21 protein-coding genes and 1 pseudogene are annotated in these 26087 nt (G+C 54.9%); 5 read left to right on the forward strand and 17 right to left on the reverse strand.

Features of this window, described 5'->3' with window-relative positions:
• Positions 1 to 255: 255 nt before the first annotated feature.
• A complete protein-coding gene (locus H7R58_RS16670) occupies positions 256 to 459 on the forward strand; it encodes a YfgG family protein (RefSeq protein WP_106924126.1) in 204 nt (67 codons plus the stop codon).
• A 424-nt stretch (positions 460 to 883) separates the two neighbouring features.
• Here the strand turns inward: H7R58_RS16670 and H7R58_RS16675 are convergent, their stop codons facing one another.
• On the reverse strand, positions 884 to 1768 hold the full coding sequence (locus H7R58_RS16675) for a LysR family transcriptional regulator (protein WP_106924125.1): 885 nt from the start codon (positions 1766 to 1768) through the stop codon (positions 884 to 886).
• A 97-nt stretch (positions 1769 to 1865) separates the two neighbouring features.
• Here H7R58_RS16675 and H7R58_RS16680 point away from each other — a divergent pair, with 97 nt between their 5' ends.
• The 3 genes from H7R58_RS16680 (at position 1866) to H7R58_RS16690 (ending at position 6632) form a co-directional block, all read left to right on the forward strand.
• Complete coding sequence (locus H7R58_RS16680) at positions 1866 to 3053, forward strand: MFS transporter (RefSeq protein WP_182930197.1); 1188 nt, start codon at positions 1866 to 1868, stop codon at positions 3051 to 3053.
• Between the two features lie 130 nt (positions 3054 to 3183).
• A complete protein-coding gene (locus H7R58_RS16685; protein ID WP_106924123.1) occupies positions 3184 to 5325 on the forward strand; it encodes an AAA family ATPase in 2142 nt (713 codons plus the stop codon).
• Entirely contained in the window at positions 5325 to 6632 is a 1308-nt protein-coding gene (locus H7R58_RS16690) for an McrC family protein (protein ID WP_106924122.1), read from the forward strand. The genes H7R58_RS16685 and H7R58_RS16690 overlap by 1 nt, the downstream gene beginning before the upstream one ends.
• A gap of 8 nt (positions 6633 to 6640) precedes the next feature.
• Here H7R58_RS16690 and H7R58_RS16695 read toward each other — a convergent pair.
• The 3 genes and pseudogenes from H7R58_RS16695 to guaB all read right to left on the reverse strand — a co-directional run bounded on the left by H7R58_RS16695 (position 6641) and on the right by guaB (position 10167).
• Positions 6641 to 6879, reverse strand: a pseudogene (locus tag H7R58_RS16695) (type II toxin-antitoxin system Phd/YefM family antitoxin).
• 174 nt (positions 6880 to 7053) lie between these two features.
• On the reverse strand, positions 7054 to 8631 hold the full coding sequence (guaA, locus tag H7R58_RS16700) for a glutamine-hydrolyzing GMP synthase (protein WP_106924121.1): 1578 nt from the start codon (positions 8629 to 8631) through the stop codon (positions 7054 to 7056).
• Between the two features lie 69 nt (positions 8632 to 8700).
• Complete coding sequence (gene guaB / locus H7R58_RS16705) at positions 8701 to 10167, reverse strand: IMP dehydrogenase (RefSeq protein ID WP_106924120.1); 1467 nt, start codon at positions 10165 to 10167, stop codon at positions 8701 to 8703.
• A gap of 160 nt (positions 10168 to 10327) precedes the next feature.
• Here guaB and xseA point away from each other — a divergent pair, with 160 nt between their 5' ends.
• Complete coding sequence (gene xseA / locus H7R58_RS16710) at positions 10328 to 11704, forward strand: exodeoxyribonuclease VII large subunit (RefSeq protein ID WP_106924119.1); 1377 nt, start codon at positions 10328 to 10330, stop codon at positions 11702 to 11704.
• 124 nt (positions 11705 to 11828) lie between these two features.
• Here the strand turns inward: xseA and H7R58_RS16715 are convergent, their stop codons facing one another.
• The 13 genes from H7R58_RS16715 to rodZ all read right to left on the reverse strand — a co-directional run bounded on the left by H7R58_RS16715 (position 11829) and on the right by rodZ (position 25822).
• Positions 11829 to 12050, reverse strand: coding sequence for a zinc ribbon domain-containing protein (locus tag H7R58_RS16715; protein WP_035891425.1), 222 nt, complete (start codon positions 12048 to 12050; stop codon positions 11829 to 11831).
• Between the two features lie 51 nt (positions 12051 to 12101).
• Positions 12102 to 13193 carry a Gfo/Idh/MocA family oxidoreductase gene (locus H7R58_RS16720; RefSeq protein WP_182930196.1) on the reverse strand — a complete coding sequence of 364 codons (1092 nt, stop codon included), beginning with the start codon at positions 13191 to 13193 and terminating at the stop codon, positions 12102 to 12104.
• 87 nt (positions 13194 to 13280) lie between these two features.
• Positions 13281 to 14462 (reverse strand): cystathionine beta-lyase, encoded by a 1182-nt coding sequence (metC, locus tag H7R58_RS16725; protein WP_182930195.1) that lies wholly within the window; start codon positions 14460 to 14462, stop codon positions 13281 to 13283.
• 45 nt (positions 14463 to 14507) lie between these two features.
• Positions 14508 to 14753, reverse strand: a complete 246-nt coding sequence (locus H7R58_RS16730; protein WP_106924115.1) for a DUF2543 family protein — start codon at positions 14751 to 14753, stop codon at positions 14508 to 14510.
• A 303-nt stretch (positions 14754 to 15056) separates the two neighbouring features.
• Positions 15057 to 16079 carry an IS110-like element IS5708 family transposase gene (locus H7R58_RS16735; RefSeq protein ID WP_000156884.1) on the reverse strand — a complete coding sequence of 341 codons (1023 nt, stop codon included), beginning with the start codon at positions 16077 to 16079 and terminating at the stop codon, positions 15057 to 15059.
• Positions 16080 to 16208: 129 nt separating this feature from the next.
• Positions 16209 to 17732 (reverse strand): EAL domain-containing protein, encoded by a 1524-nt coding sequence (locus tag H7R58_RS16740; RefSeq protein ID WP_182930194.1) that lies wholly within the window; start codon positions 17730 to 17732, stop codon positions 16209 to 16211.
• Positions 17733 to 17864: 132 nt separating this feature from the next.
• Entirely contained in the window at positions 17865 to 18599 is a 735-nt protein-coding gene (gene pxpA / locus H7R58_RS16745) for a 5-oxoprolinase subunit PxpA (protein ID WP_106924113.1), read from the reverse strand.
• Between the two features lie 183 nt (positions 18600 to 18782).
• The gene (gene der, locus H7R58_RS16750) at positions 18783 to 20261 is read right to left on the reverse strand and encodes a ribosome biogenesis GTPase Der (protein WP_106924104.1); all 1479 of its coding nucleotides are present in this window, start codon (positions 20259 to 20261) and stop codon (positions 18783 to 18785) included.
• 189 nt (positions 20262 to 20450) lie between these two features.
• Complete coding sequence (gene bamB, locus H7R58_RS16755; protein ID WP_106924103.1) at positions 20451 to 21629, reverse strand: outer membrane protein assembly factor BamB; 1179 nt, start codon at positions 21627 to 21629, stop codon at positions 20451 to 20453.
• A gap of 10 nt (positions 21630 to 21639) precedes the next feature.
• Positions 21640 to 22257, reverse strand: coding sequence for a YfgM family protein (locus tag H7R58_RS16760; protein WP_106924102.1), 618 nt, complete (start codon positions 22255 to 22257; stop codon positions 21640 to 21642).
• Between the two features lie 33 nt (positions 22258 to 22290).
• Positions 22291 to 23565 (reverse strand): histidine--tRNA ligase, encoded by a 1275-nt coding sequence (gene hisS, locus H7R58_RS16765; protein ID WP_106924101.1) that lies wholly within the window; start codon positions 23563 to 23565, stop codon positions 22291 to 22293.
• A gap of 92 nt (positions 23566 to 23657) precedes the next feature.
• Entirely contained in the window at positions 23658 to 24776 is a 1119-nt protein-coding gene (gene ispG / locus H7R58_RS16770) for a flavodoxin-dependent (E)-4-hydroxy-3-methylbut-2-enyl-diphosphate synthase (RefSeq protein ID WP_106924100.1), read from the reverse strand.
• 26 nt (positions 24777 to 24802) lie between these two features.
• Positions 24803 to 25822: a cytoskeleton protein RodZ gene (gene rodZ / locus H7R58_RS16775; protein WP_182930193.1), complete on the reverse strand. Its 1020-nt coding sequence runs from the start codon at positions 25820 to 25822 to the stop codon at positions 24803 to 24805.
• Positions 25823 to 26087 lie beyond the last annotated feature (265 nt).

A 26087-nucleotide genomic window follows, 5' to 3' on the forward strand; every position in this document is an offset into this window, starting at 1 on the left:
GCGAAGATTCTAGTTGTCGATAGCGAATGCAGCTTGATGTGAATCAAGAAACCGCGTACATGGAAACATTAAATCACGCTTTCTTGGCGCTAATCAGATTCTTAATTTGTTTTTGTGAATACGTATAATATCTTATATAACATTAATTAATGTTTTGCCTGACGGTTTTTTACATATTCCGCAATTGACCCCTGCGCTACTCTGTGCCTTAATGTAACCATCGCCCGTCTATGGGTATGACTAAAGGACCCCTTTGTGAGCCAGGTTACCAGCCTACGAAAACGACACCGATTTAACAGTCGAATGACCCGGATCGTGCTGCTTATCAGTTTTATCTTCTTCTTCGGACGCTTCGTCTACTCTTCCATCGGTGCGTGGCATCACCACCAGGACAAAAAAGAATCCCAGCAGAGCAGCCTTTCGCAGCCGACGCCTGCGGCCCAGAACGACGATCGTTAACCGCCCGTAAGATTCCTTAGCGGATGGCTAAGCCATCGCATTTAACCATCCGCTAAGGGATCTGCACAGTCCTTCGCCCTACGCTGTTTCGCTGCTTATCTCGTTGTGTGCATCATCGTTCGCCCCAGAATGTTTTTTTCTGTTAAGGGTACTTTACTTTTACACATTTGATAAATCAGCAAAAAATGTCAAGTCCATAAATCCGACATAATTAATATCCTACGTGAATATAAATAATTAAATACATCCATCATTTATCTATATTCAGAATATATTTTCTTGCGTGACTTTTTTATAAAGAGACTATCACCCTGCTTTTCATTATGTTTAAACCCGTATCCAAAGAGAAGCCGAATCGGTGAAAAAAGTTATTTTAGGTAGCCGGAAAGTTGCCGTAAAAGAAAATCATTCCGCTCTGCGGATATTACGTCTCGCTTTGCAATAAACGCATTACCTCGACAATCCCCTTGCTGAGAAGCTTATCCTGACGCATCACGATAGCCAGCTGCCGGTGCAACAACGGTGCAAGTGAGCACACGTACAGACCTTCGCGATCGCGAGGCTTATCGACCGCCATACGTGGAATAATGCTGTAGCCGAGACCCGCCACCACCATTCGCTTAATGGCTTCAATGCTGCCAAGCTGCATTACAGGCCGCACCTCGACGCCCGCAAGCCGGAACCAGCCGTCAATCAAATCACGCGTTCCGCTGCCCGCTTCAAAGGCAATCAACGGCAGCGCCCGCAGCACCTCGGGCGTCGCCTCTGCCAGCGGCGCCTGCGAGGAGGCGGCCATAATCAGCACGAATTCCTCACGCTGCGCAGGCATCACCTCCAGACTCCGGCCACCAGCGGGAAGCGTCACCAGCCCGATATCAAGCCGGTTTTCGTCAATTGCGCGCACGATATCCGGCGTATTACCGGTAGTCACTCTCACCGTCAGCTGCGGATAGCGAGCGCGCAGCTGCTGCAACAACGGTGGCAGCAGATGAATACACGCGGTGGCACCGGTGCCCAATGAAACCTCGCCATTTACGCTGTCGCTGCATTCATTGACCGACAGAAGCGCCTCGTTCACCGCGTGTTCAATCCGTTCGCCGTGTTTTAACAGCGCCATCCCCGCCGCCGTCGGCTTGATGCCGCGCCCGGTTCGCTCAATCAGCCTGGCCTGTAAAAACTGTTCAAGCTGGCGCACCTGTAAACTCACCGCGGGCTGCGAAAGCCCCAGCAGGTCGGCAGCGGCGGAAAAGCTACCGCGCTGCACCACCAGACGGAAGGTAGCCAGATTTCCCAGATTCAGCGTCGTCATGCAAAGTTTCTCTTATCAGGGTCATAAACAAAGGGCTCTGCCTGCACAATAGCGCGCGCGTTATGCTGCCAGCAACTGCATCACTCACGAGAAGATAATGAAAACACCTGCCGCACCGTTCTCCGTTACCCTCGCCGCCGGCGTCAATCAGCTGATCAACTGGGGGATCTCATTTTATATGCCGGGTACCTTTGCCCGGGCTATTGCTCAGGACACCGGCTGGCCGCCCACGCATATCTACGGCGGGCTCACGCTGGCGATGCTCACGATGGCGCTATTCTCGCCGTGGGTTGCCCGCCTGCTGGCCTCTTTCGGCGGCCAGCGCGTGGTGATGGGCGGTACGCTGCTGATTGCCGTGGGCTGCCTGGCGATGTCTGTCGTGCATAGTCTGGCCGGCTGGTATTGCACCTGGTTTATTACCGGCATCGGGATGCGTCTGGCGCTCTATGACGGCCTGTTCGCCGCACTGGTGAATCTTTACGGCCATCGGGCCAGGCCAACCATCTCTCGCGTAACGCTCGCGGGCGGGCTGGCCTCGGCGCTGTTCTGGCCGCTGGGCAGCGCACTGTTAATTCTGACCGACTGGCGCCATGCGCTGCTGGTTTATAGCCTGCTGGGGCTCATCAGCGCCCTGCTGCTGTGGCGAATGCCAAACCAAACGCTACCGAAGACTCCCGCGCGACAATCCGCATCAATTTCTTCTCAGGACCGGCGAATGGGCCTGCTGTATGCCGTATTGATTGCGCTGGTGACCTTTATTTCCAACGGCACCTCAACCCATCTGCCGGAGTTTATTGCGAGCCACGGTCTTCCCATCACCGTGGGCATACTGTGGGGAATCGGGCAGACCGGCGCACGCTTTCTGGAAGTCGCCTCAGGGTCGGCGCTTACGCCAATCAAACTGACGCTGCTCACCACGCTATTTATCCCGCTGTGCTTTGCCCTCGGTATCAGCAGCACGCATATTGCCTGGGCCGCGGGGGGGTTTATCTTTGGCTATGGGGCGATCAACGGCCTGACCACGGTGTTTAAGGCCACGCTGCCACTTCAGCTTTTCGCCGCCGAAGATTATGCCCGACGCACCGGTGTCCTGCTGATTCCTGCCCAACTGCTGGCCGCCATCTCGCCCTTTGCCTACGCCTGGCTGAACCAGACGATTGGGATTCGCGGCAGCCTTCACGTTTCCACCGTGCTGGCGCTGGTTGTCTTCGCGCTGGCGGCGACCATTGCGCTGTGCCAGACTGCTCACAGCACAAAAACGTGTGATAAATCACCCTATTCCTGATGACCTTTAGCGGGCTGCAAATTGCATAAGAAGAGATGGGTGAGATCTTAGCGGAGTGTCCTTGACCACCGCACAGTCCTCAATATAGATAAGAATCTATGCCTTAAAATTGAACAGAAGGACGGAAGTTATGCTTGAAATTGAATATCGTGAATGGCTAGAGGCCAGAGGAGCCCAAGCGTTATCTGCCCGAAATACTCGAGTTTACGCGATAAAAACGATTGAGAAAAACCTTGCGGCATTAGGTTCCCCATACAACGACCTCAATGAGGCCTATAAAGCGGATGGTTTTGCTCAATTACGTGAACGCATCAAGCAAATTCGTAACAATGCAAAAAACGGTGGCTATGAATATCGCATCTTAATGCCTGAATCAAAAAACCCGCTCAACAGATTAGTCAGTTGGAATAGCTGGCTGGGGCAATACGGTCGATTCCTTAGTGGTGATATTTCCCAAACCGATCGAATATGGGACTATGTCCGTCATCACTACATAGCACCTGCGCGTGAACGCGGTGAGAAGTCTGTGGTAATGGCCACTGATGCTCTCAATAGTGAAATGAATATGAGTATGAGCTGGACAGATATCTGCGAGACATTGGCAAACAGCGAATTCCAGGAGCTAGCGAATGTGCCCGCCCCGCTAATGGATGAAGCCGCAAAAAAAATAACATTTATACTCATGGAAGGAGAGGAAACCGTGTCCCAGGAACCATCAAATCCAACAAACCTCATTCTTTATGGCCCACCGGGTACAGGGAAAACCTATAATACAGCCCGCGAAGCCGTAGCACTTTGCGATGGGACGGCCGACTATCCGTTGACGCCAGAGGGACGAGAGGAATTAATGGACCGCTACAACGAATTGATGGCTGAAAAGCGCATCAGTTTCGTCACCTTCCATCAAAGCTATGATTATGAAACTTTCGTCGAAGGGCTTCGCCCCGAAACTGATGGCGATGAAACCTTATCAACGGGATTTCGACTTGTTCCCGTTCCAGGCATATTCCGGGAAATTTGTGCCCTTGCCGATCAGGCCCGAACCCGAAAGCGCCCCCTTCAACATACATCGGAATTTGATCTAAAAGGTCGTCATTTTTGGAAAATGGCGCAAGGTACGATTGGCTCCGAAGACGATGTCTATGAGGATGCGCAGGCAAATGGCTACATTGCTCTCGGCTGGGGAGGCGCAATAGACTGGAGCGCAGAGAAATTTTCATCCTTCGACGCGATAAAAGATGAATGGCTCAAACAAAATCCAGGCAATCAAACGCCAAGTAACTGGACGCAAACTTACCCCTTCCGTAGCGAAATGAAAGTCGGTGACATTGTCATCGTGCCATATGGAAATACAGCTTTTCGGGCTATCGCTGAAGTGACTGGTGATTATTACTTCGTTCCTTCAGCCGAAGGCTACTATGCGCATCGCCGTCGTGTCCGCTGGCTTTTGACACTCAACGATCCGCTTCCCCTCGACACCATTGTCGAAGGCAAATTTACCATGCGGACGCTGTATTCATTGCCAGCCAGAAGGGTGAACATTGCAGGCTTAAGCAGATTGATCAACGTCAATGAAGAACCCGAGTATAAATCGATCGAGCCAGTAAAGCCGGAGCAGTTTGTCCTGATTATAGATGAAATTAACCGAGCAAATATCTCAAAGGTATTTGGTGAATTAATTACGCTATTGGAACCAGACAAGCGTCTTGGCATGACCAACGCGCTCACCGTAACCCTGCCCTATTCGAAAAAGAAAGACTTTGGTATCCCCGCTAATCTGCATATTATTGGCACAATGAACACCGCCGATCGGTCAATCGCTTTACTCGATACCGCTCTCAGACGCCGATTCAATTTTCGCGAAATGGCTCCCGAAGCAGACCTCCTGGGCGTGGTAGAAAACATCAATCTGCGCGCCGTTCTAACAACAATTAATCGTCGAATCGAATATCTGGTAGATCGTGAACATCGTATAGGCCATGCATTCTTTATGCATTGTAAAACCAAGTTTCAGATTGAAGAAGTCATGCGCAATAAAGTCATACCTCTTTTGCAAGAGTATTTCTTTGACGATTGGAGCCGGATATCAACAGTACTCGGCGATGGATTTATTCAAAATGAATCCATCACACCACCGCCAGGAATTGATGGTGAGAAAATGCTTAGTTGGTCGGTACGTCCGACATTTAAGGAAAATGCCTTTAAGCAACTAGAGGGTCATGCCCAACCGATATCTGACCAGGATTCATTAATGGCGAATGGCAAAGAATAATGACGCACTTGACCGTCCATGAATGGGGCAGCGTTTCTGTTGGTACGCAGGATGAAGGAGAATGCCATACTTTTACTCGCGCTCAGGCCAATCTCCTGCTCGCAGTCGCGCGCGCGCATCCTTTAGCGAATAAGCATGGCACCAACATATTAATCGATCGGCATAGCAAAATTTTTGCAGGCCAGATGGTGGGCGTGATTGCCGCGCCGGGATGCAGCCTGGAGATTTTACCCAAGATAGATAACGAGGCTAACGAATCGGACACCGCAATTCGAAGCCGCCTTATTCGCATGCTCGACGTGGCCCTCGGGCTTAAACTTGGGCACGGGCAAGTTGCAACGATGGCGCGGCAAAACAGTACCCTACTCGATATCCTTATACGTCTGTTCGCCGATCGATTATTAACAGAAGTTAAGCGTGGGCTACCGCACGCTTATATGGCACAAGAAGACGACCTGTCCGCACTGAAGGGGCGGCTCAACGTCACCCGACAATTTACCACTCTTTCCGTGCGGCCTGACCGACTTGCTTGCCGCTACGACACGCTGTCAGCAGATACTGCGCTACTTCGTATTATGAAATCGTGCGTCATCATGCTGCGCAGTTATGCTCACGCAACCGAAACTATCCGTCGACTGAATGAACTACATTATCTGTTTGCAGATATCAGTGATGTATCGCTTAGCCAACTCCCCTGGTCACAGGTCAACATCGACAGGACCAACCGGCGTTGGGGAACGCTTTACGAATTTGCACGCTTATTCCTGAATCGTAGTTGGCAGGCTACTCACCACGACAGACGCGCGCAAACCGGGTTCACGCTACTTTTCCCGATGAACGATCTGTTTGAAAGCTATGTGGCAGCACTCGCCAGGAAGGCTATCCACGGTCGTGACTGGACGCTCTACGCTCAAGGCGGTCGCTTGTTTTGCCTGACTGAAGAGAAAGAAGATGGCAAGGCCTGTTTTCAGACTAAACCCGATCTTCTCATCAAACAAAGCAATAAAAATAGGGTGATCATCGATACGAAATGGAAATGTATCAGGAGCAATATTGACGATCCTAAAAGCGGTGTCTTACAAGCTGATGTCTATCAGATGATGGCTTATGGCCAGATATATGATTGTGCGGAACTTATACTCCTCTACCCCCACCATAATCGGTTGGGCAACCACGAGTTAACGGCCGGCTATAGAATTTTGGCCGGAGAGAAGCGCTTAACGGTTGCAAGCGTTGAACTCGCGCATGATGAAAATACGATTATCAAGCGGTTGTACGATTTAATTTCGGCGGCGTTTTTAAACTGAACGGGTTATCAGGCCATGGTCAGACGTTTAAACAGCAGCTGCTCTTTTGAGAAGACGCGCCTTTCGGTTTTATCCTTCGCTGACAGAGTAATCAACTTCAGCAAAGCAATGGCGTTTTCCCGCTCCTGCTGCTGATCATAAGACTCTATGATATAAGCAGGCACACCATTTTGTGTCACCAGGATGGGTTCTGACAGATCAAGCGTTGCTGCGTTTTTTTAACGTAGCTGATTGTCTCGATTTTCATAATGGGTCCGCCGAATGTCATGCATCGGTTTTAATAGAGACTATATTTAGAACACCAACAAAGATTCACACAACTCCACGTTTCCGGGAAAGCAGATAAATAAAAACCCTCTGTAAAAACAGAGGGTTTAATTTACGTTTACCTGTGCCTGAAAACTCAGGAAGGGTTGTCAGCTTATTCCCACTCAATCGTCGCTGGCGGCTTACCGCTGATGTCATACACCACGCGGGAAATGCCGTTCACTTCGTTGATGATACGGTTAGACACCCGGCCTAAGAAGTCATACGGCAGGTGCGCCCAGTGCGCGGTCATAAAGTCGATGGTTTCTACCGCACGCAGGGAAACAACCCAGTCGTATTTGCGGCCATCGCCCATGACGCCAACGGAACGGACCGGCAGGAATACGGTGAACGCCTGGCTGACTTTGTTGTACAGGTCGGCTTTGTGCAGTTCTTCGATGAAGATAGCATCCGCGCGACGCAACAGGTCGCAGTACTCTTTCTTCACTTCGCCCAGCACGCGAACGCCGAGACCCGGCCCCGGGAACGGGTGACGGTACAGCATGTCGTACGGCAGGCCCAGCTCCAGACCAATCTTACGCACTTCGTCTTTGAACAGCTCACGCAGCGGTTCAACCAGACCCATCTTCATCTCTTTCGGCAGGCCGCCGACGTTATGGTGAGATTTGATGACGTGCGCTTTACCGGTAGCGGACGCGGCAGATTCGATCACGTCAGGGTAGATAGTCCCCTGCGCCAGCCATTTCACGTCTTCCAGCTTCAGCGCTTCTTCGTCGAACACTTCAACGAATACGCGGCCGATGATCTTACGTTTCGCTTCCGGATCGTTCTCGCCTTTCAGCGCATCCAGGAAGCGCTGCTCACCTTCAACGTGAACGATATTCAGGCCGAAGTGGTCACCAAACATATCCATGACCTGCTGTGCTTCGTTCAGGCGCAGCAGACCGTTATCCACGAATACGCAGGTCAGGTTTTTGCCGATCGCACGGTGCAGCAGCATTGCGGTTACGGAGGAATCTACGCCGCCGGACAGGCCGAGGATCACTTTATCGTCGCCAACCTGCTCGCGAATGCGGGCAACGGCATCGTCGATAATTTTAGCCGGGGTCCACAGCGCTTCACACTGGCAGATGTCGCGTACAAAACGCTCCAGCATACGCAGGCCCTGACGGGTATGGGTCACTTCCGGGTGGAACTGCACGCCGTAGAAGCGTTTTTCTTCGTGCGCCATAATGGCGAACGGGCAGGTCTCGGTGCTGGCAACGGTGACGAAGCCTTCCGGGATCGCGGTCACTTTGTCGCCGTGGCTCATCCACACGTCGAGCAGCGGTTTACCGTCGGCGGTGAGGGCATCTTCAATACCGCGGATCAGCGCGCTGTCGGTCTGCACTTCAACCTGCGCATAGCCGAACTCACGCTCGGTGGAGCTTTCAACGTGGCCGCCAAGCTGCATCGCCATGGTCTGCATGCCGTAGCACACGCCGAATACCGGAACGCCTGCATTGAACACGTATTCTGGCGCGCGCGGGCTGTTTGCTTCGGTGGTGCTTTCCGGGCCGCCGGAGAGGATGATACCGCTCGGGTTGAACTCACGGATTTGTGCTTCAGTAACATCCCACGCCCACAGTTCACAGTAAACGCCCAGTTCACGTACGCGACGCGCTACCAGCTGGGTGTACTGCGATCCGAAATCGAGAATAAGAATGCGATGTTTATGAATATTGTCTGTCATTTGACGATCATTCCGAGGCAAGTGAAACAAAAACAAAACGCCCGGTTCAGAACCGGGCGCGGAAACTAATCAGGAGCCCAGACGGTAGTTCGGGGACTCTTTGGTGATGGTCACGTCGTGAACGTGGCTTTCCTGGATACCCGCACCGCTGATACGCACGAATTCAGCCTTCGTACGCAGCAGGTCGATGGTACCACAACCGGTCAGACCCATACAGGAGCGCAGGCCGCCCATCTGCTGGTGAATGATCTCTTTCAGGCGGCCTTTATAGGCTACGCGGCCTTCGATACCTTCCGGCACCAGTTTGTCCGCGGCGTTATCGCTCTGGAAGTAACGGTCAGAAGAACCTTTGGACATCGCGCCCAGAGAACCCATACCGCGATAAGACTTATAAGAACGCCCCTGATACAGTTCGATTTCGCCCGGGGATTCTTCGGTACCCGCCAGCATAGAGCCAACCATGACGGCAGCAGCGCCCGCGGCAATCGCTTTAGCGATATCACCGGAGAAACGAATACCGCCGTCGGCGATAACCGGAATACCGGTGCCTTCCAGCGCTTCAACCGCGTCGGAAACGGCAGTGATCTGCGGTACACCGACGCCGGTCACAATACGAGTCGTACAAATGGAACCCGGGCCGATACCGACTTTCACTGCGCTGCAGCCGGCTTCAGCCAGCGCGCGAGCGCCCGCACCGGTCGCCACGTTACCGCCGATAATTTGCAGATCCGGGTATTTCGCACGGGTTTCACGAATGCGCTGCAGCACGCCTTCAGAGTGGCCGTGAGAGGAGTCAATCAGCAGCACGTCAACGCCAGCGGCAACCAGCGCATCAACGCGCTCTTCGTTGCCCGCACCCGCGCCCACCGCAGCACCAACGCGCAGACGGCCTTTTTCATCTTTACAGGCGTTCGGTTTACGTTCGGCTTTTTTGAAGTCTTTAACGGTAATCATGCCCAGCAGGTGGAAGCTATCGTCAACCACCAGCGCTTTTTCCACGCGACGTTCGTGCATTTTAGCGAACACCACTTCACGTGATTCACCTTCACGAACGGTAACCAGGCGCTCTTTCGGCGTCATATAAACGCTCACCGGCTGGCTCAGGTCGGTCACGAAGCGCACGTCACGGCCGGTGATGATGCCGACCAGTTCGTTGTCTTCGGTCACAACCGGATAGCCCGCGAAGCCGTTACGCTCGGTCAGCGCTTTAACTTCTTCCAGGGTGGTGGTCGGCAGCACGGTTTGCGGGTCGGTCACGACGCCGGACTCGTGTTTTTTCACGCGGCGAACTTCTTCCGCCTGACGCTCGATGGACATATTTTTGTGGATAAAACCGATGCCGCCTTCCTGTGCCAGGGCAATTGCCAGGCGCGCTTCAGTCACGGTGTCCATTGCCGCAGAGAGCATAGGAATGTTCAGACGAATAGTTTTGGTCAGCTGAGTGCTAAGGTCAGCCGTGTTCGGCAGAACGGTAGAATGAGCGGGAACGAGGAGGACGTCGTCAAACGTCAGGGCTTCTTTTGCGATACGTAGCATGGGCAATATCTCACCTGGGAGGTTATTAAATATTGCCGCGGCATTATACAGAGCGTAAGCGATTGCATCCACACTTTTTTGCATAAAAGGCTTGCACTCACCCGGCAGCAGGTTACTATCGACTGAATAACCTGCTGATTTAGAATTTGATCCCGCTCACATGTTATCTTCTCAAAGCCCCGCAATTTTTACCGTTAGCCGCCTGAATCAGTCGGTGCGCCTGCTGCTCGAACGCGAGATGGGCCAGGTGTGGATAAGCGGCGAGATCTCTAACTTTACCCAGCCCTCTTCCGGCCACTGGTACTTCACTTTAAAAGACGATAACGCCCAGGTACGCTGCGCGATGTTCCGCAACAGCAACCGTCGGGTCACCTTCCGCCCGCAGCACGGGCAGCAGGTACTGGTGCGCGCCAACATTACGCTGTACGAACCGCGCGGCGACTACCAGATTATCGTCGAGAGTATGCAGCCTGCGGGCGAAGGGCTGTTGCAGCAAAAATATGAACAGCTCAAAGCAAAGCTACAGGCCGAAGGCTTGTTCGACCAGCAGTTCAAACAGCCGCTGCCCTCCCCGGCCCACTGCGTCGGGGTCATTACCTCGAAAACCGGCGCGGCGCTGCACGATATTCTCCACGTCCTTAAGCGTCGCGATCCGTCGCTGCCGGTGGTAATTTACCCCACTGCCGTGCAGGGCGACGATGCGCCGGGGCAGATTGTGCGCGCTATTGAGCTGGCAAACGCCCGCGGCGAGTGTGACGTATTAATCGTCGGGCGCGGCGGCGGCTCGCTGGAAGATTTGTGGAGCTTTAACGACGAACGGGTAGCGCGGGCGATTTTCGCCAGCCGCATCCCGGTGGTCAGCGCCGTCGGCCACGAAACCGATGTCACCATCGCCGATTTCGTCGGCGATCTGCGCGCGCCAACGCCGTCGGCGGCGGCGGAAATCGTCAGCCGTAACCAGCAGGAGCTGCTGCGTCAGGTGCAAAATGCGCAGCAGCGTCTGGAAATGGCGATGGATTATTATCTGGCGAATCGCCACCGCCGCTTTACGCAAATTCAGCATCGGCTTCAGCAGCAGCACCCGCAGCTGCGTCTGGCGCGCCAGCAAACAACGTTGGAAAGGCTGCGTCAGCGCATGAGCGTCGCGCTGGAAAATCAGATCAAGCAAGCCAATCAGCGCCAGCAGCGCATGCTACAGCGGCTGAACCAGCAGAACCCGCAGCCGCGCATTCATCGCGCGCAGTCACGGGTGCAACAGCTGGAGTATCGACTGGCGGAAAATATTCGCGCGCGGCTAAGCGAGCAGCGCGAGCGCTTTGGCAATGCGGTCACCCATCTGGAAGCCGTCAGCCCGCTGGCTACGCTTGCCCGTGGCTACAGCGTCACGACCGCCAGCGATGGCAAAGTACTGAAGCAAACGAAGCAGGCGAAGGCGGGAGAGATGCTGACTACGCGTCTGGCAGACGGCTGGGTAGAAAGTGAAATCCGCACGGTCACCGCACAGAAGAAAACGCGAGCGCGTAAAAAAGCGTTGTAAGAGGCCGATGATAAGGCCAATGCCTGATGGCGCTTCGCTTATCAGGCCTACCGTCGGGCACAAACGCACGTAGGCCGGGTAAGGCGCAACCGCCGCCAGGCCTAAACGTGCTACCACCGTAAAATTATTCGCCGACCGGCACCCACTCCACCCGCTTTTTCGATATCAGGCCGTGGCCGTTCTGGCAGAAGTAGTCCACCGCGCCGCAGGCTTTCAACACCTCCAACGGTTTGTGGCATTCCGGGCAGCGCGCCTCCAGCGTAAAATCTTTCTCGCAGTGGTCGCAGTGTGCCTGATTACCCAGCACCTCCAGCGAGGCCTGACAGGTTGGGCAGATGAATTCCATGACGACTCCTTAACGCGGTTCTTGTGCCGCTATTTTACCACGACTCACCGCTCAATGTTCCCCGCGTAGCTGCTGCTGGATACGTAAAAGCGTCTCCACTTCCGCCATGCGCCGCTGAGTGAGTTTTGCCACTTCATCCGGCGCGCGGAAAAACAGGCTGCGCTTGCCGAGGATTTGCTCTCCGAGACAGTGCGCATAAATGGCACCCGATCGCGCCCAGCGCATCACGCGATCGCCATCAATCAGCTCCACGCTTTCACCACCGGGGGCACGGGTCTGACTGATAATACGCCCATCGCGCAGATAAATACGGATCCCTTTGCGCTCAACGCCCGGCCCGGCGTATTTGTTCAGCCATAGGTTAACCGGAATATGGCCCAGCGTGCCTTTGAGGTGCGCCTCCCCTTCCGCCGTTTCGGTATCGCCATACACGATAGGCCGCCCCAGCCGGTCTTTCACCTGTTCCGCCACCAGTTGGATCTCATCGCTACCGCCGAGATAGTGCACCGTCTCACGCATCATCGCCAGCACATGAGTGCCAATATCGACAATCACGCCGTCAGGGTGGCGTAGCTGGCGGGTATCGGGCTCGCCGGTGGCAAAATTCAGCGCGATCGGCTCACCGGCGGCGTTAAAGCCACTCGGCTCCAGCAGAAAGCCATCAAGGCTGACAATATCGGCCAGCGAGGCGACCGGCGCTCGGCCAATCGCAGCGCCGCGTTCAGGACTCCAGCGGGCGTCCATATTCCCCTGCGCCAGACACAGCGCGCCATCACGGGCCATCCAGTGATCCAACGCCAGCACGCGGCACGCGTTTTCCGGCACCATAAGCAGGCGGCGGAGGTCGGTAAGCTGAGCCAGCGTGGCGGCAATCGGCTTCTCCACCACAATACGCGGAATCGACGAACGCAGCGCCTGTTCGAGCACCGGCAGATGCTGAAGCGAAATGGTGGTAATAAACAACGTATCAATAGGTTGCGCCAGCAGCGCGGCAAGAGAATCACAGGGCGTCACGCCCGGCAGCAACCGCTGCGGGTTGCGGTCATAGCCCCAGAGCGCCGTGACGGGCAGCGACAGCGCCTTCAGGGCCGGGAGATACGCCGTCTCAACCACCGCCCCCAGGCCAACAAATCCAATATTCATCGCATCGACTCATGTGCAGTAAAACGAGATAGCGGCATTATGCATGAAGCGCCAGCGCAGAAAATTGTCCGCGATGGCGTATTGCGGTTATCGCACGGCGCACAGGCGCTCAAACCCAGCCGCCAGATCGGTTTTCAGATCGTCCATGTCTTCCAGCCCGACCTGAATACGCAACGTCAGCCCGCCAGGCTGCCAGCGCGTGGCGGTGCGGTAGTCCGCGCAGTTGAAGGGAATAATCAGACTTTCAAAACCACCCCATGAATAGCCCATCGCAAAAATACGCATATGATCCAACATGTTTGCCACGCCCGCACGGGTGAACTCCGGCTTCAGCACCAGCGAAAACAGCCCGGTAGACCCGGTGAAATCGCGCTTCCAGAGCTCATGGCCCGGGCATTCAGGCAGCGCCGGGTGCAGCACCCTCATCACTTCCGGCCGCGTTTGCAGCCAGCGCGCCATCTCCAGACCGCGCTGTTCAGCTTCTTTAACGCGCAGATGCAGCGTGCGCAGCCCGCGTAGCGCCAGGAAGCAGTCTTCAGCACCGGGCAGCATCGCCATCAGGTCGTAGGTTTTTCGCAGTTGGGGCCACCAGGCCTCATTCGCCGAGACCAGACCCATCAGCAGATCAGAGTGACCGCCGAGGTACTTCGTTCCCGCCTCAAGCGCGAGGTCGCAGCCGTGCTCGTGGGCACGGAAGAAAATGGGTGTCGCCCAGGTATTGTCGATGATGGTCGCAATCCCCCGCGCTTTCGCCGCCCGCGTCATCGCCGGAACATCCTGAATTTCAAAGCTCTGCGAACCGGGAGACTCAAGGAACAGCGTGGTCGTGTTCGCCCGGAAGAGCGAAGCGATATTGGCCCCGATCAGCGGGTCGTAGTAGGTGGTTTCAATCCCCATTTTTGCCAGCATACCGGCGCAGAAGTTGCGGGTCGGGCGGTACACGCTGTCGGGCATCAGCAGGTGATCGCCTGCTTTCAGCGTGGTCAGCAGCGCCAGAGAAATCGCCCCCAGCCCCGATGGCGACAACACCGTTCCGGCGGCCCCCGCCAGCGCGCTCCAGGCGTTTTCCAGACTGGCGATGGTCGGCGTTCCCATCGTGCCGTAGTTAAACTCGGCGCGATTATGTTCCAGATCGTCAACCGTCGGGAAAACCACCGTTGAGCCGCGATAAATCGGCGCATTAACAAACCCCGCCTGACGGGTGGTGTCCCGACCAAGCTGAGTGAGCTGCGTACTGATATTTAAATCGGAAGTGGAGCGATGTCCCATAACTTACCTCGTACCGTTCAGCGGCCGTGCCGACGCGAAATAGCGTTACTCGTTACCCCATTGATTGAGGAATTCTGCAATATCATCAATACGCTGTGCTTTAATGCCCGCCGCAACGGCCATCTCCTGCTGCGCCTCTTCGCTGATCTCTTCGTTGTTCATTAAGCGCGTAATAAGCAGCTGGAAATAGTGCGCCAGCGCGTCGCGTTCGTCATCGCCGACGGCCTGAGCGGCTTCGGTCGCATATTCATCGACGATGTCATAAAATTTCAGCGGGATTTCGTTAGTCATAACACAGCTCCTGGAATGAATGCCTGCAAAACGGTGACTATCCTACTATAAGGGCTTCCCCGAACAGTCAACGCCGGTTTTTAATTTCTGTCTGTTCATCAATGAAAGGCAAGGGATAAGACTGCGCTACTATAAACGGTCATGCTGAATCGCTAGTGATTCGGACCCTGATGAAAGACGCTCGTGAGATCCTCCTTCGTTAATCGGATAGTGATATCCAGTAGGATATGCAGATACTTCTCACGGGGGTCTAACCCTTTACCATCAACAATTTACAGTTCAGTTACTACTCAGTTAAATTTTTCATGTTGTTGAATACAGTCTGAAGTCATCGCCGTAATGTAATGATGCCCAGCACAACCTCGCATTCTTGGCGGCGATTGCAACGACAGCACGCCAGTATCCCCGCCTACCAATCAACGAGCAGACCCAACGGCTAAACGGGTCCGTTCTATTCTCTGCCCCTACCATTACAGAACGGGCTCCCTGGACCAGTAGGGTTCGCAGATAGGCATCACCCGCTTTTGTTATCCTGCCAAGCTTTGATTTTCCGCCACTACTGTATTGTGATGGCGTTAGCCCCAACCAGGCTGCCAGTTGGCGCCCGTTCTTAAAATCATGGGCATTGCCAATACTGGCGACCAGCGCACTCGCTGTGGTGGGCCCAACACCTTTCAGTTCCATTAACTGCTGGCTGCGATGATCTGTTTTGGCCACACGAGATAATACCCTGTCATATTCGGCGATTTTCTCTTCAATATTAGTGACATGTGTCAATAGATCATCAATGCACAGCCTGACCTGTACTGGCAGAGTTTCCTTCTGGTCAGAAACAACATGACGCAGAGCATCAGTGCTTTGTGGGGCAATAACCCCGAATTCAGATATCAGGCCCCGAAGACGGTTATACGTTGCTGTTCTTTCCTGGATAAATCCCTGTCTTGTCCGATGTAAGCATTGCATTGCCTGCTGGCTTTCGTCTTTGACTGGTACAAAGCGCATATGCGGCCGCTGCACTGCCTCACAAATAGCTATTGCATCAGCTGCATCATTTTTCCCGGTCTTACCCGCCATGCGATAGGGTGAGACAAATTTCGGAGCCATCAACCGGACATCATGGCCATACTGCCTGAATAATCTTGCCCAATAGTGGGCACCCGAGCAGGCTTCCATTCCAATGACACAGGGAGGTAAACCTGCGATGAGTTCAGAAAGTGCTGCACGCGACACCTTGGGTTTAACCAGAACAGCTTTACCATTTTGGTCAATGCAGTGAACAGCAAACACATTTTTAGCAAGATCGATACCGACAGTGGTGATGGTCATAACGAATCCCTCTGGGTCAATGTTTATCCTATGATTGCACGAAAGTTAATCAGGCGCATATCTAGGGGAAGTCCCTTCCATTCGTTAAGCGCTACGAGGTCAACGGCCGTTTGCATACTCGCCACGGATTTACTCCACGTTCACCTTCACTTTCGGTTTTGACAGCAGGATTTTCACAAATTCGGTAAATTTAACCGGCTTATAGAAATAGTATCCCTGCTGGAAGGTAATCTCGTTTTTGTTGAGGTAGTCGAGCTGCGCCTTTGTTTCAACGCCTTCGGCCACAATGCTGAGCGAGAGCTTGCGGGCCAGATCCAGCACGCAATCGAGGATCCGCGTCGAATCCGGGTCTTCGTTGACCCGGGCGACAAAACTTTGATCGATTTTAATATAATCAATATGTAAATCATGGAGATATGACAATCCCGAGTACCCGGTACCGAAATCATCCAGGGCGATCACGAAACCCACTTTATGCAACGTATTCAGCGTCTGTATTAACGCTTCATCAACGTGCAGGGGTTCACGCTCGGTCACCTCAAGCACCAGGTTAAGATCCTGACGCAAGAAGCTTTCTTTAAACCGCAGGCACTCGTCGACAAAATCCGGTCGCGAGATATGCGATGCGCTGAAGTTAATGCCGACATGAAAACCTTCCGGCAGCTTGACGGCGATCGCATTCATGTTAGCGACCACCTGCGCCATCAGGCTTTGCGTCAGCGAGACGATCAGCCCGGTTTTCTCTGCCAGGGGAATAAACGATGCCGGGGAGAGATACCCCGCACGCGGATGCTTCCAGCGCGCAAGGACCTCAACGCCGCGCAGCGTCCCCTCCCTGCCGTTCACCACCATATGGTAAAAAGGAACAATTTCGCCGCGGCGAATCGCCCGACGTAGCCGTTCTTCCGGCGTCACGTCTTTATTAAGGTATTTATTGAGGACGTAGGCCGTCACGATGGAAATAAACAGCAGAAATAACAGAATGCCCAGCCCGTGCGCGATCAGCCGTTGCAGACTCCATAGCGGCGGTTGACGGTAGACAATGCTAAAAGGATATTTTGCGGAATTGACCTGCGCGTTATAGGTTAGGTTGCCCGCTAGCGCCGTCACATCATCAGAAACACCAATCGCGGCATCGTTCACCCTCAGGGCATAGTTGACCCCTTTTAGCGGTACGCTGAGCGCGCTGCGAATATGCCGATCGCTGATGGTCACCAGAATATGGCTATCGTCAAATTGCGTGTTATAGATCAGCACCGGTTGCCCGTTCGCCATGTCGACGGCGGGCGCCAGCAACAAATGGCTTGCCGATAACGGCGGGACCGTCGAGAGCATAATGCGGTTACCCGGTAGCGACGAACACCACACCGCTCCCCGTTTGATAATGACGACGGTACGTAAATGCGGTTCCAGCGCGGCATCAATGCCAAGCCGATACTGGCCATCCAGATCGCATCCCGTCGCCGCGATATTCATCGCCGTTTGAGTCGCCCGTGCCGCTTCATCCAGAATAAGATTGATACTCTTTGCCGCATATTGCGCGCCGCTGAGGCTTTCAGCGCGCGAGGAAAACCAGAGTTGGGTATTCAAAATAAACACTCCGGTCAGAAAAAGACTGACCGCGGCGATTGTGGGCAGAAGTGCGTTGCGCATAGTGACGTCCCGGGCGAAAGAAGCGATTTCCTCCTGCTGACACCTGTTCGCTAACAGCGGCGAATACCAAAATCATGGTTGAAAGAATCGGATATCGCCATCACCCAATCCTATTTAACGCCATGCATGGCTTCAGGCCCGTATCTCAATCCGGTGGGCGTCAAAGGCCGCACGCAGCCGTCGGGCAAAGGCCAGCGCCTGCTCACCATCGCCGTGCAGGCAGACCGTCTGCGCCTTTACCTTCGTCCAGATACCGTCACGGCTTTTCACGCGGCCGTTCAGCACCATTTCAAGCGTGCGCGTCACCGCTTCTTCTTCATCCTGAATCAGCGCCCCTGGCTCGTGGCGTGGCACCAGCGAGCCATCAGCCAGATAACCACGGTCGGCGAAGACTTCCTCCCGCGTGGTCAGGCCGTAACGTTCTCCCGCGCGAATGAGCTCGCTGCCCGCTAGCCCTACCAGCATCAGCGCAGAATCGATATCTTTTGTCGCCCTGGCGATGGCGTCGGCAAGCGCCGGTGACGCAGCCGCCTGGTTGTAGAGCATGCCGTGAGGCTTAACGTGAGATATCGTCCCGCCTTGCGCGCGCGTGATGGCCGCCAGCGCGCCAATTTGATACAGCATCTGGGCGTAGACAACGTCAGGCGCTAACAGCATAGCGGTGCGGCCAAAGTTTTCCCGATCGGGAAAACTGGGATGGGCCCCAATGGCCACGCCATACCGCTGCGCCAGCAGCACGCTCTGCCGCATCGTCTGCGCATCACCGGCGTGGAAGCCACAGGCAATATTGGCGGACGTAATCAACGGCATCAGCGCACCGTCATTCGCACAGCCTTCGCCGAGATCGGCGTTTAAATCAATCATCATCGTAGAGCCGCTCTTTACCTTTAGCCGGGTGAGAATCGACGCTATCGCTATGCACGTCGATTGCCGTTCGACTATAGCAGATCGCTGCGGTGTGATAATGCCTCATCATCATTTTCCTGGCGACCGCCGTGCGCCCATAAAAAAAGCCCGCTACGCGGGCTTCTTGTGATATTGATTCAACGCTTACTTGCTTTTCTTGATGTGTTTAATCAATCGCTTACGTTTACGCATCTGGGTCGGCGTCAGCGTATTACGTTTGTTTGCATACGGGTTTTCACCTTCCTTGAACTGAATACGAATAGGCGTACCCATCACATCCAGCGACTTACGGAAGTAGTTCATCAGGTAGCGTTTGTATGAATCCGGCAGATCTTTTACCTGGTTACCATGAATCACCACGATCGGCGGGTTATAACCACCGGCGTGGGCATACTTCAGCTTCACGCGGCGGCCACGTACCAGCGGCGGCTGATGATCTTCCGCGGCCATGGTCATGATGCGGGTCAGCATCGCGGTACCCACGCGACGGGTCGAGCTGTCATACGCTTCGCGAATAGATTCGAACAGGTTACCCACGCCGCTGCCGTGCAGCGCAGAAATAAAGTGCACGCGAGCAAAGTCGATAAAGCCCAGACGGTAGTCGAGGGTTTCTTTCACCTGCTCTTTGACTTCCATGCTCAGGCCGTCCCACTTGTTGACGACGATAACCAGTGAGCGCCCACTATTGAGGATAAAGCCCAGCAGCGACAGATCCTGGTCAGAAATACCTTCCCGCGCATCAATCACCAGCAGACAGACGTTAGCGTCTTCAATGGCCTGCAATGTTTTGATAACCGAGAATTTCTCCACCGTATCGGTGACTTTACCGCGCTTACGCACGCCTGCGGTGTCGATGAGGACGTATTCACGTTCATCGCGCTCCATCGGGATGTAGATACTGTCACGGGTAGTGCCCGGCATGTCGTACACCACCACGCGGTCTTCGCCAAGAATACGGTTAGTTAGCGTTGACTTACCGACGTTCGGGCGGCCCACGATAGCGATTTTAATCGGCAGATCCTGCGGGTTAAAATCGTCTTCCGGCTCTTCAGGCGCTTCGCCGTTCTGCTCAGCCTCAAATTTTGCCCAATATTCGGCGTCTTCATCCACCTCTTCCGGCGGGTTCACGTCGTCAACGAACGGCAGCAGCACCTGCTCCAGCAGGCTGGTCACGCCGCGACCGTGAGAAGCGGCGATCGGGTGAATTTCACCGAGACCCAGCGACCAGAAGTCGGCCACCGCCTGGTCCGGATCGATGCCGTCGGTTTTGTTAGCCACCAGGAAGGTCGGCTTTTCGCGTGAACGCAGGTGTTTAGCGATGCCTTCATCCGCCGGCATCAGCCCCGCACGCGCATCAACCATAAACAGCACGACGTCGGCTTCTTCAATCGCCATCAGCGACTGTTCCGCCATGCGCGTTTCGACGCCTTCTTCCGTGCCGTCGATACCGCCGGTATCGATACAAATAAATTCACGCCCTTCAACTTCAGCACGACCGTACTTACGGTCACGAGTCAGACCCGGGAAATCCGCAACCAGCGCATCACGAGTGCGCGTCAGGCGGTTAAAGAGCGTGGATTTTCCAACATTAGGGCGCCCGACAAGCGCGACCACAGGTACCATGTTAAAGCCTCATATACTCAAAATTTGTGACAATCTGCGTTGCCGGACGATGCATCGTTTACCCGGCCTACTCTGTCTGTGTAGGCCCGATAAGCGAAGCGCCATCGGGCAAGAAATCAGTACTAATAAAAATAGCAAACGGCCCCTGAGCATACAGGAGCCGTCCATCGCTGAATCAACACAGCCGGATTACCGCGTAATGGCGTACACCGTGCCGTCTTTTGCCTGAATCAGCAGTTTACCGTCGGCTGCAACCGGATCCGTCAGGAAGCCTGAGCTGTCAACCTTCTGCTGCGCCTGGAAGCGCCCGTCTTCCGGGTTAACCCAGTGCATGTAGCCTTCGGCATCGCCCACCACCAGGCTGCCGTTATACAGCGCCGGCGAAGTCAGTAAACGGTGCAGCAGATCGCTCTGCGTCCACAGCGTCACGCCGCCGTCGGTGGTCAGCGCCAGAATACGATCGTTCTGATCGACGATGTAGATACGGTTGCCGTCGACGATGAAATCATTCACCGAGCCCAGCTCGCGTTTCCACATGATCTGACCGCTGCGCAGATCCAGCGCCGTCAGGTTACCATTGTAGGCTAAGGCATAAACCACGCCATTGACGATGACCGGCGTGGTGTCCACGTCGCTCAGACGGTCAATTTCCGTGGAGCCGGTGGCCTGAGAAATACGCTGCTGCCAGATCAGCTGACCTTGCTGCATCAGGACCGCGCTCACGCGACCGTTATCACCGCCAACAATCGCCGCGCCGTAAGCTGCAGCCGGTGCAGATTCACCGCGCAGAGACAGCGCTGGCATATCCAGGTTTACCGTCCACTTCACGACGCCGCTGTTTTCATCCAGCGCCTGCAGCTGGCCGTTGCTGGTATGGATCAGCACCAGGCCATCGCTCACGGTTGGACGAGAAAGCACTTCGCCCGCCGCGGCGGTCTGCCAGACGATAGAACCGTCGCCCGCATCCAGCGCATAAACCTGCGCTTTTTCGCTGCCGACATAAACGTGGCCGCCGGAAACGGTCAGGCCACCGGAGAGCAGCGCCGGTTTACGAGAGAACCAGCCGTCTTTTTCCGCCAGATTGACGGACCATACTTCTTTGCCATCATCCGCGTTCATCGCTTTCACGATGCCCTTACGGTCAGCGGCATAGACCACGCTATCCGCATAGGCCGGATGCAGGTTGGAGTAGAAATCGCCAATCCCGCTACCCACCGAAACGTCCCAGGCAGTAGACGGAGTAAACTGGTTTTCTACGGTCGGCAGCGGAGACATTTTAACAACGTCTTCTTCGCCGCTAAACAGTGAACAACCACTCAACAGAGTGACAGAAAGCAGTCCAGGCAAAAGTAGTTTACGCAATTGCATCGGGTCCCTCTCAGACGGACAAATTATTAATTTTCATGCGCATCATTTCGCTGAGCGCCGGTGATGCATCGCTTTTAGCGCCTGCTTCCCACGCCGCACGCGCGCCCTGCTTGTCACCTTTACTGAGCAGGATTTCCCCACGTAAATCAGCAACAATTGCCGTCCAGCCTTCACCTTTCACGCCTTCCAGCGTTTTCAGCGCTGCGTCAGGCTGCTTCATTTGCAGCTGAACGCGCGCCAGGCGCAGGTTGATAACGGACTTCAGATTATCATCAGATGCGGCGGCCAGCCCTTGCTGCAGCTGTTTTTCTGCCTGTGCCAGATCGTTTTTATCAACGAAGACCTGCGCCAGCTCCAGGGAAGCAAACGACCCGTAGGTGTTTTTCGCCCCAGCGGCAAATTTCTCCGCTGCGGCCAGCGCTTCCGGTTTCCCTGAACTAAGAGAAGAAACGGCATTTTCATAGGCCATGGACGCGTCCCTGGCCGTGTCTACCTGATGGGAATTCCAGTAACGCCAGCCAACCAGCGCACCGATCCCCAAAATTACCCCAACGGCCAGCGCTTTGCCATTTTCGGCAAAGAAGCTTTTCAGCGCCTCAACCTGATCGTTTTCGTTATTAATTTCCACGCAGCCCTTCTCCTGATAATGATGTCCTGGAGATTAACCCAGAATAGTGCGCAAATGCGCGGCAACGCCTTCCTGCGTTACGGTTGTCTGCTCACCAGAACGCAAATCCTTCACGACAACAGTGGCTTGCTCAACCTCAGACTCACCCAGAACCAGGGCAATACGGGCACCCCATTTATCTGCGCGGGCAAACTGCTTTTTAAAGTTGCCGCCGCCGTGGTTAGTCATCAGCTTCACGCCAGGTAATGCATCACGCACCTGCTCGGCCAGACGCATTGCGGCTGACTGAGTATCGGTGCCTGAGGCTACCAGGTATATATCGACAACAGGATCGGCTTTAAATTCCGGATTAACTGCCTGAACGAGTAAAACAAGACGTTCCAGGCCCATGGCAAAGCCCACGGCAGGGGTTGCGCGACCGCCTAGTTGCTCGACCAGGCCATCGTAGCGGCCGCCGGCACAAACGGTCCCCTGCGAACCCAGGCTGTTCGTTACCCACTCGAAAACGGTGCGGTTGTAGTAATCCAGACCGCGAACCAGACGCTGGTTAACGGTGTAGGCGATACCGGCGGCATCCAGCTGCGCGCACAGGCCAGCAAAGTGCTCACGGGACTCATCGTCCAGGTAGTCACCCAGTTTCGGCGCGTTATTCAGCAACGCCTGCACGTCCTGATTTTTTGAATCCAGCACGCGCAGCGGGTTGCTGTACATACGACGTTTGCAGTCTTCATCCAGCACGTCGACGTGTTGCTCGAGGAACGCCACCAGCGCGTCGCGGTAGTTAGCGCGCGCTTCCAGTGAACCGATGGAGTTCAGCTCCAGATTAACGTGCTCGGCCATACCGAGCGCACGCCACCAGCGCGCGGTCAGCATAATCAGCTCCGCGTCAATGTCCGGGCCCTGCAGGCCAAACACTTCGACACCCAGCTGATGGAACTGGCGGTAGCGGCCTTTCTGCGGACGCTCGTGGCGGAACATCGGGCCGATGTACCACAGACGCTGCTCCTGATTGTACAGAAGACCATGTTCGATGCCGGCGCGTACGCAGCCCGCAGTACCTTCCGGACGCAGCGTCAGGCTATCGCCGTTGCGGTCTTCAAAGGTATACATCTCTTTTTCAACCACGTCGGTGACTTCACCGATAGCGCGCTTGAATAACGGGGTCTGCTCTACAATCGGCAAACGGATTTCGCTGTAACCGTAGCTGCCGAGCACCTGCTTGAGTGTGCCTTCAATGCGCTGCCAGATGGCGGTTTCGCCAGGCAGATAATCGTTCATGCCGCGAATGGCTTGAATGTTTTTTGCCACGTTAATTCTCTTTATATATAAAAATGAACCCTCGCGCGGTCAGCGCACGAGAGGTTCAATCATACACGGGAAGCAAGCCGCTTCCCATCTCGTTATTTTTCAACCTGCTGAACGTCGATACGGCGCGTCTCGTCAAGCACCGCGGCTTTCGCGCGGATTCTGGCTTCAAGCTGGCTAATCATATCGTCGTTGTCCAGACGGTCTTTACGCACGCCGTCTTCATACAGGCCGCTCTTTTTGTTGCCGCCCGTCACGCCCAGCGTCGACACCAGCGCTTCGCCAGGGCCATTCACCACGCAGCCGATGATCGAAACGTCCATCGGGGTGATGATGTCTTCCAGCCGCTGCTCCAGCGCGTTGACCGTACCGATCACGTCAAATTCCTGACGAGAGCAGGTCGGGCAGGCGATGAAGTTAATCCCGCGCGCGCGAATGCGCAGCGATTTGAGAATGTCGAAACCGACTTTAATTTCTTCGACCGGGTCCGCCGCCAGCGATACGCGCAGCGTGTCACCAATGCCTTCGGACAACAGCAGACCAAGGCCGATTGCGGACTTGACCGCGCCGCTGCGCGCGCCGCCCGCTTCGGTGATCCCGAGGTGCAGCGGCTGATCGATCTGTTTCGCCAGCAGGCGATACGATTCGACGGCAAGGAAAACGTCCGACGCTTTCACGCTGACCTTGAACTGATCGAAGTTCAGTCGATCCAGATGATCGACATGACGCATCGCCGATTCCAGCAGCGCCTGCGGCGTCGGCTCACCGTATTTTTCCTGCAGATCTTTTTCCAGCGAACCGGCGTTAACACCGATGCGGATCGGGATGTTTTTGTCACGCGCGCAGTCAACCACCATGCGAATGCGCTCTTCGTTGCCGATATTGCCCGGGTTAATGCGCAGGCAGTCGACGCCGTATTCCGCAACCTTCAGCGCAATACGGTAGTCAAAGTGGATATCGGCGACCAGCGGGACGTTGACCTGCTGTTTGATAAGTTTGAACGCCTCGGCGGCGTCCATCGTTGGCACGGAAACGCGAACGATGTCCGCGCCAACGCGTTCTAACGCTCTGATTTGATTGACCGTCGCTTCGACATCCGTCGTGCGCGTGTTGGTCATCGACTGGACGGCGATAGGGGCCCCATCGCCGATCGGCACGTTCCCAACGTAAATGCGTGTGGATTTTCTACGTTGAATAGGAGCCTGGTTGTGCATGAAAAATCTCCCGCATTACGCGTCTGTTATTGTGCCGGTGATTGTTCAGCACTCACGGTCAGGCGCGCAACCTGGTTAGTTCTGATAAAGCGGCTCAGATCGACCGGTTTACCCTGGTATTCAATTTGTACCGCAGCCGGTGCGCCAATTTTCAGCTTATAAGGCGCCTGGCCGGTGAGGTTCAGGTTACCACCTTTACGCTGCAGGCCGCTGAACAGTTTTTTACCGGTCGCATCGGTCACTTCCAGCCAGCAGTCGGCGGAGAAGTTCATGACCAGCGCGTTAGCGTCAGCCACCGGCGCGGCAGTTTGTGCCGGATCGGTTGGCAGCGCGCCCGGCGCGGCAGCCTGCGGTGCAGGGGTAGTTTGTGCTGCAGTGGTATCAACATTCGCCTGAGACGGTGACACAACGGCGTTGTTCTGCGCGGCGGCTGTTGCCGTATCGGCTGGAGCCTGAGCGGCGGTATCGGCTGGCGCCGCAGCGCTGGAGCCCTGCACGGCGGCAGTATCGGTCGTAGCCGTAGACGGAGCCGCATCGGCTCCCGTATTCAGCGGAATATTTTGTGAATCGCTGCCGCTCGCCTTCAGCTCAACGGAAGACTGATCGGCCATCGTGGTGATCTCTTCCTGCTGCGCTTTGTGGTTTTGCCACCACCAGGCGACGGTTAAACCCACCACCACAAACAGCACCAGCCAGGTAAAGCTCATCAGCCAGCCGTCGCGTTTTTTGCGACGCTTGCCCAAAGAGAAGCTCTGCATCGGCGCGACCTTGGCAGCGCGCACCGGCGCCTGCTTTTCCATCATCGGCAGCAGTTCTTCTTCTGGAATATGGACCAGACGAGCGTAGGAACGGATATAACCACGCAAGAATGTTGAAGCGAGTTCAGCAGGAGCCTTATCTTCTTCAATATCACGAACGGTGGAAACCTTCAGGCACAAGCGTTCTGCAACGGCTTGCTGGCTGAGTCCGAGTTGTTCACGGGCATTACGCAAACGGACACCCGTAGTTTGTGCTTCTTGTTGATCGTGGTTGGTTTCAGTATTCATTCGCTACAACTGCTGATTCGTGAAATTTAAGGTTCTGATGCGAAGCCTTCTCGCACCGCGAAACATCCGGTCGTGTTACCGAACGGACGGACGGGCCGCCCGTTATGCCCTACTCCAAAACAGCGTCAAAAGCCGTATTCACGCTGTGATTGCAACGCTACATACTGCCTCAATACTTGATGAAACGCACCGTAATTATTAACCAGATCAGTACGTTTCGCCTAATCCTTAAGCACTTGGCTGTGCGTGCGCCATTTCTGGCGCA

The sequence above is a fragment of the Klebsiella sp. WP4-W18-ESBL-05 genome (assembly GCF_014169075.1).
Lineage (GTDB): Bacteria > Pseudomonadota > Gammaproteobacteria > Enterobacterales > Enterobacteriaceae > Kluyvera > Kluyvera ascorbata_B.

What these genes read in the sequence shown, in the direction of transcription:
- metC (WP_182930195.1), bottom strand. Translation starts at nt 14,462, where the DNA reads ATGGGACATCGCTCCACTTCCGATTTAAATATCAGTACGCAGCTCACT.
- pxpA (WP_106924113.1), bottom strand. Translation starts at nt 18,599, where the DNA reads ATGATGATTGATTTAAACGCCGATCTCGGCGAAGGCTGTGCGAATGAC.
- H7R58_RS16685 (WP_106924123.1), top strand. Translation starts at nt 3,184, where the DNA reads ATGCTTGAAATTGAATATCGTGAATGGCTAGAGGCCAGAGGAGCCCAA.
- der (WP_106924104.1), bottom strand. Translation starts at nt 20,261, where the DNA reads ATGGTACCTGTGGTCGCGCTTGTCGGGCGCCCTAATGTTGGAAAATCC.
- H7R58_RS16680 (WP_182930197.1), top strand. Translation starts at nt 1,866, where the DNA reads ATGAAAACACCTGCCGCACCGTTCTCCGTTACCCTCGCCGCCGGCGTC.
- guaB (WP_106924120.1), bottom strand. Translation starts at nt 10,167, where the DNA reads ATGCTACGTATCGCAAAAGAAGCCCTGACGTTTGACGACGTCCTCCTC.
- H7R58_RS16730 (WP_106924115.1), bottom strand. Translation starts at nt 14,753, where the DNA reads ATGACTAACGAAATCCCGCTGAAATTTTATGACATCGTCGATGAATAT.
- guaA (WP_106924121.1), bottom strand. Translation starts at nt 8,631, where the DNA reads ATGACAGACAATATTCATAAACATCGCATTCTTATTCTCGATTTCGGA.
- xseA (WP_106924119.1), top strand. Translation starts at nt 10,328, where the DNA reads ATGTTATCTTCTCAAAGCCCCGCAATTTTTACCGTTAGCCGCCTGAAT.
- H7R58_RS16675 (WP_106924125.1), bottom strand. Translation starts at nt 1,768, where the DNA reads ATGACGACGCTGAATCTGGGAAATCTGGCTACCTTCCGTCTGGTGGTG.
- H7R58_RS16690 (WP_106924122.1), top strand. Translation starts at nt 5,325, where the DNA reads ATGACGCACTTGACCGTCCATGAATGGGGCAGCGTTTCTGTTGGTACG.
- ispG (WP_106924100.1), bottom strand. Translation starts at nt 24,776, where the DNA reads ATGCACAACCAGGCTCCTATTCAACGTAGAAAATCCACACGCATTTAC.
- H7R58_RS16735 (WP_000156884.1), bottom strand. Translation starts at nt 16,079, where the DNA reads ATGACCATCACCACTGTCGGTATCGATCTTGCTAAAAATGTGTTTGCT.
- H7R58_RS16720 (WP_182930196.1), bottom strand. Translation starts at nt 13,193, where the DNA reads ATGAATATTGGATTTGTTGGCCTGGGGGCGGTGGTTGAGACGGCGTAT.
- H7R58_RS16715 (WP_035891425.1), bottom strand. Translation starts at nt 12,050, where the DNA reads ATGGAATTCATCTGCCCAACCTGTCAGGCCTCGCTGGAGGTGCTGGGT.
- H7R58_RS16740 (WP_182930194.1), bottom strand. Translation starts at nt 17,732, where the DNA reads ATGCGCAACGCACTTCTGCCCACAATCGCCGCGGTCAGTCTTTTTCTG.
- bamB (WP_106924103.1), bottom strand. Translation starts at nt 21,629, where the DNA reads ATGCAATTGCGTAAACTACTTTTGCCTGGACTGCTTTCTGTCACTCTG.
- rodZ (WP_182930193.1), bottom strand. Translation starts at nt 25,822, where the DNA reads ATGAATACTGAAACCAACCACGATCAACAAGAAGCACAAACTACGGGT.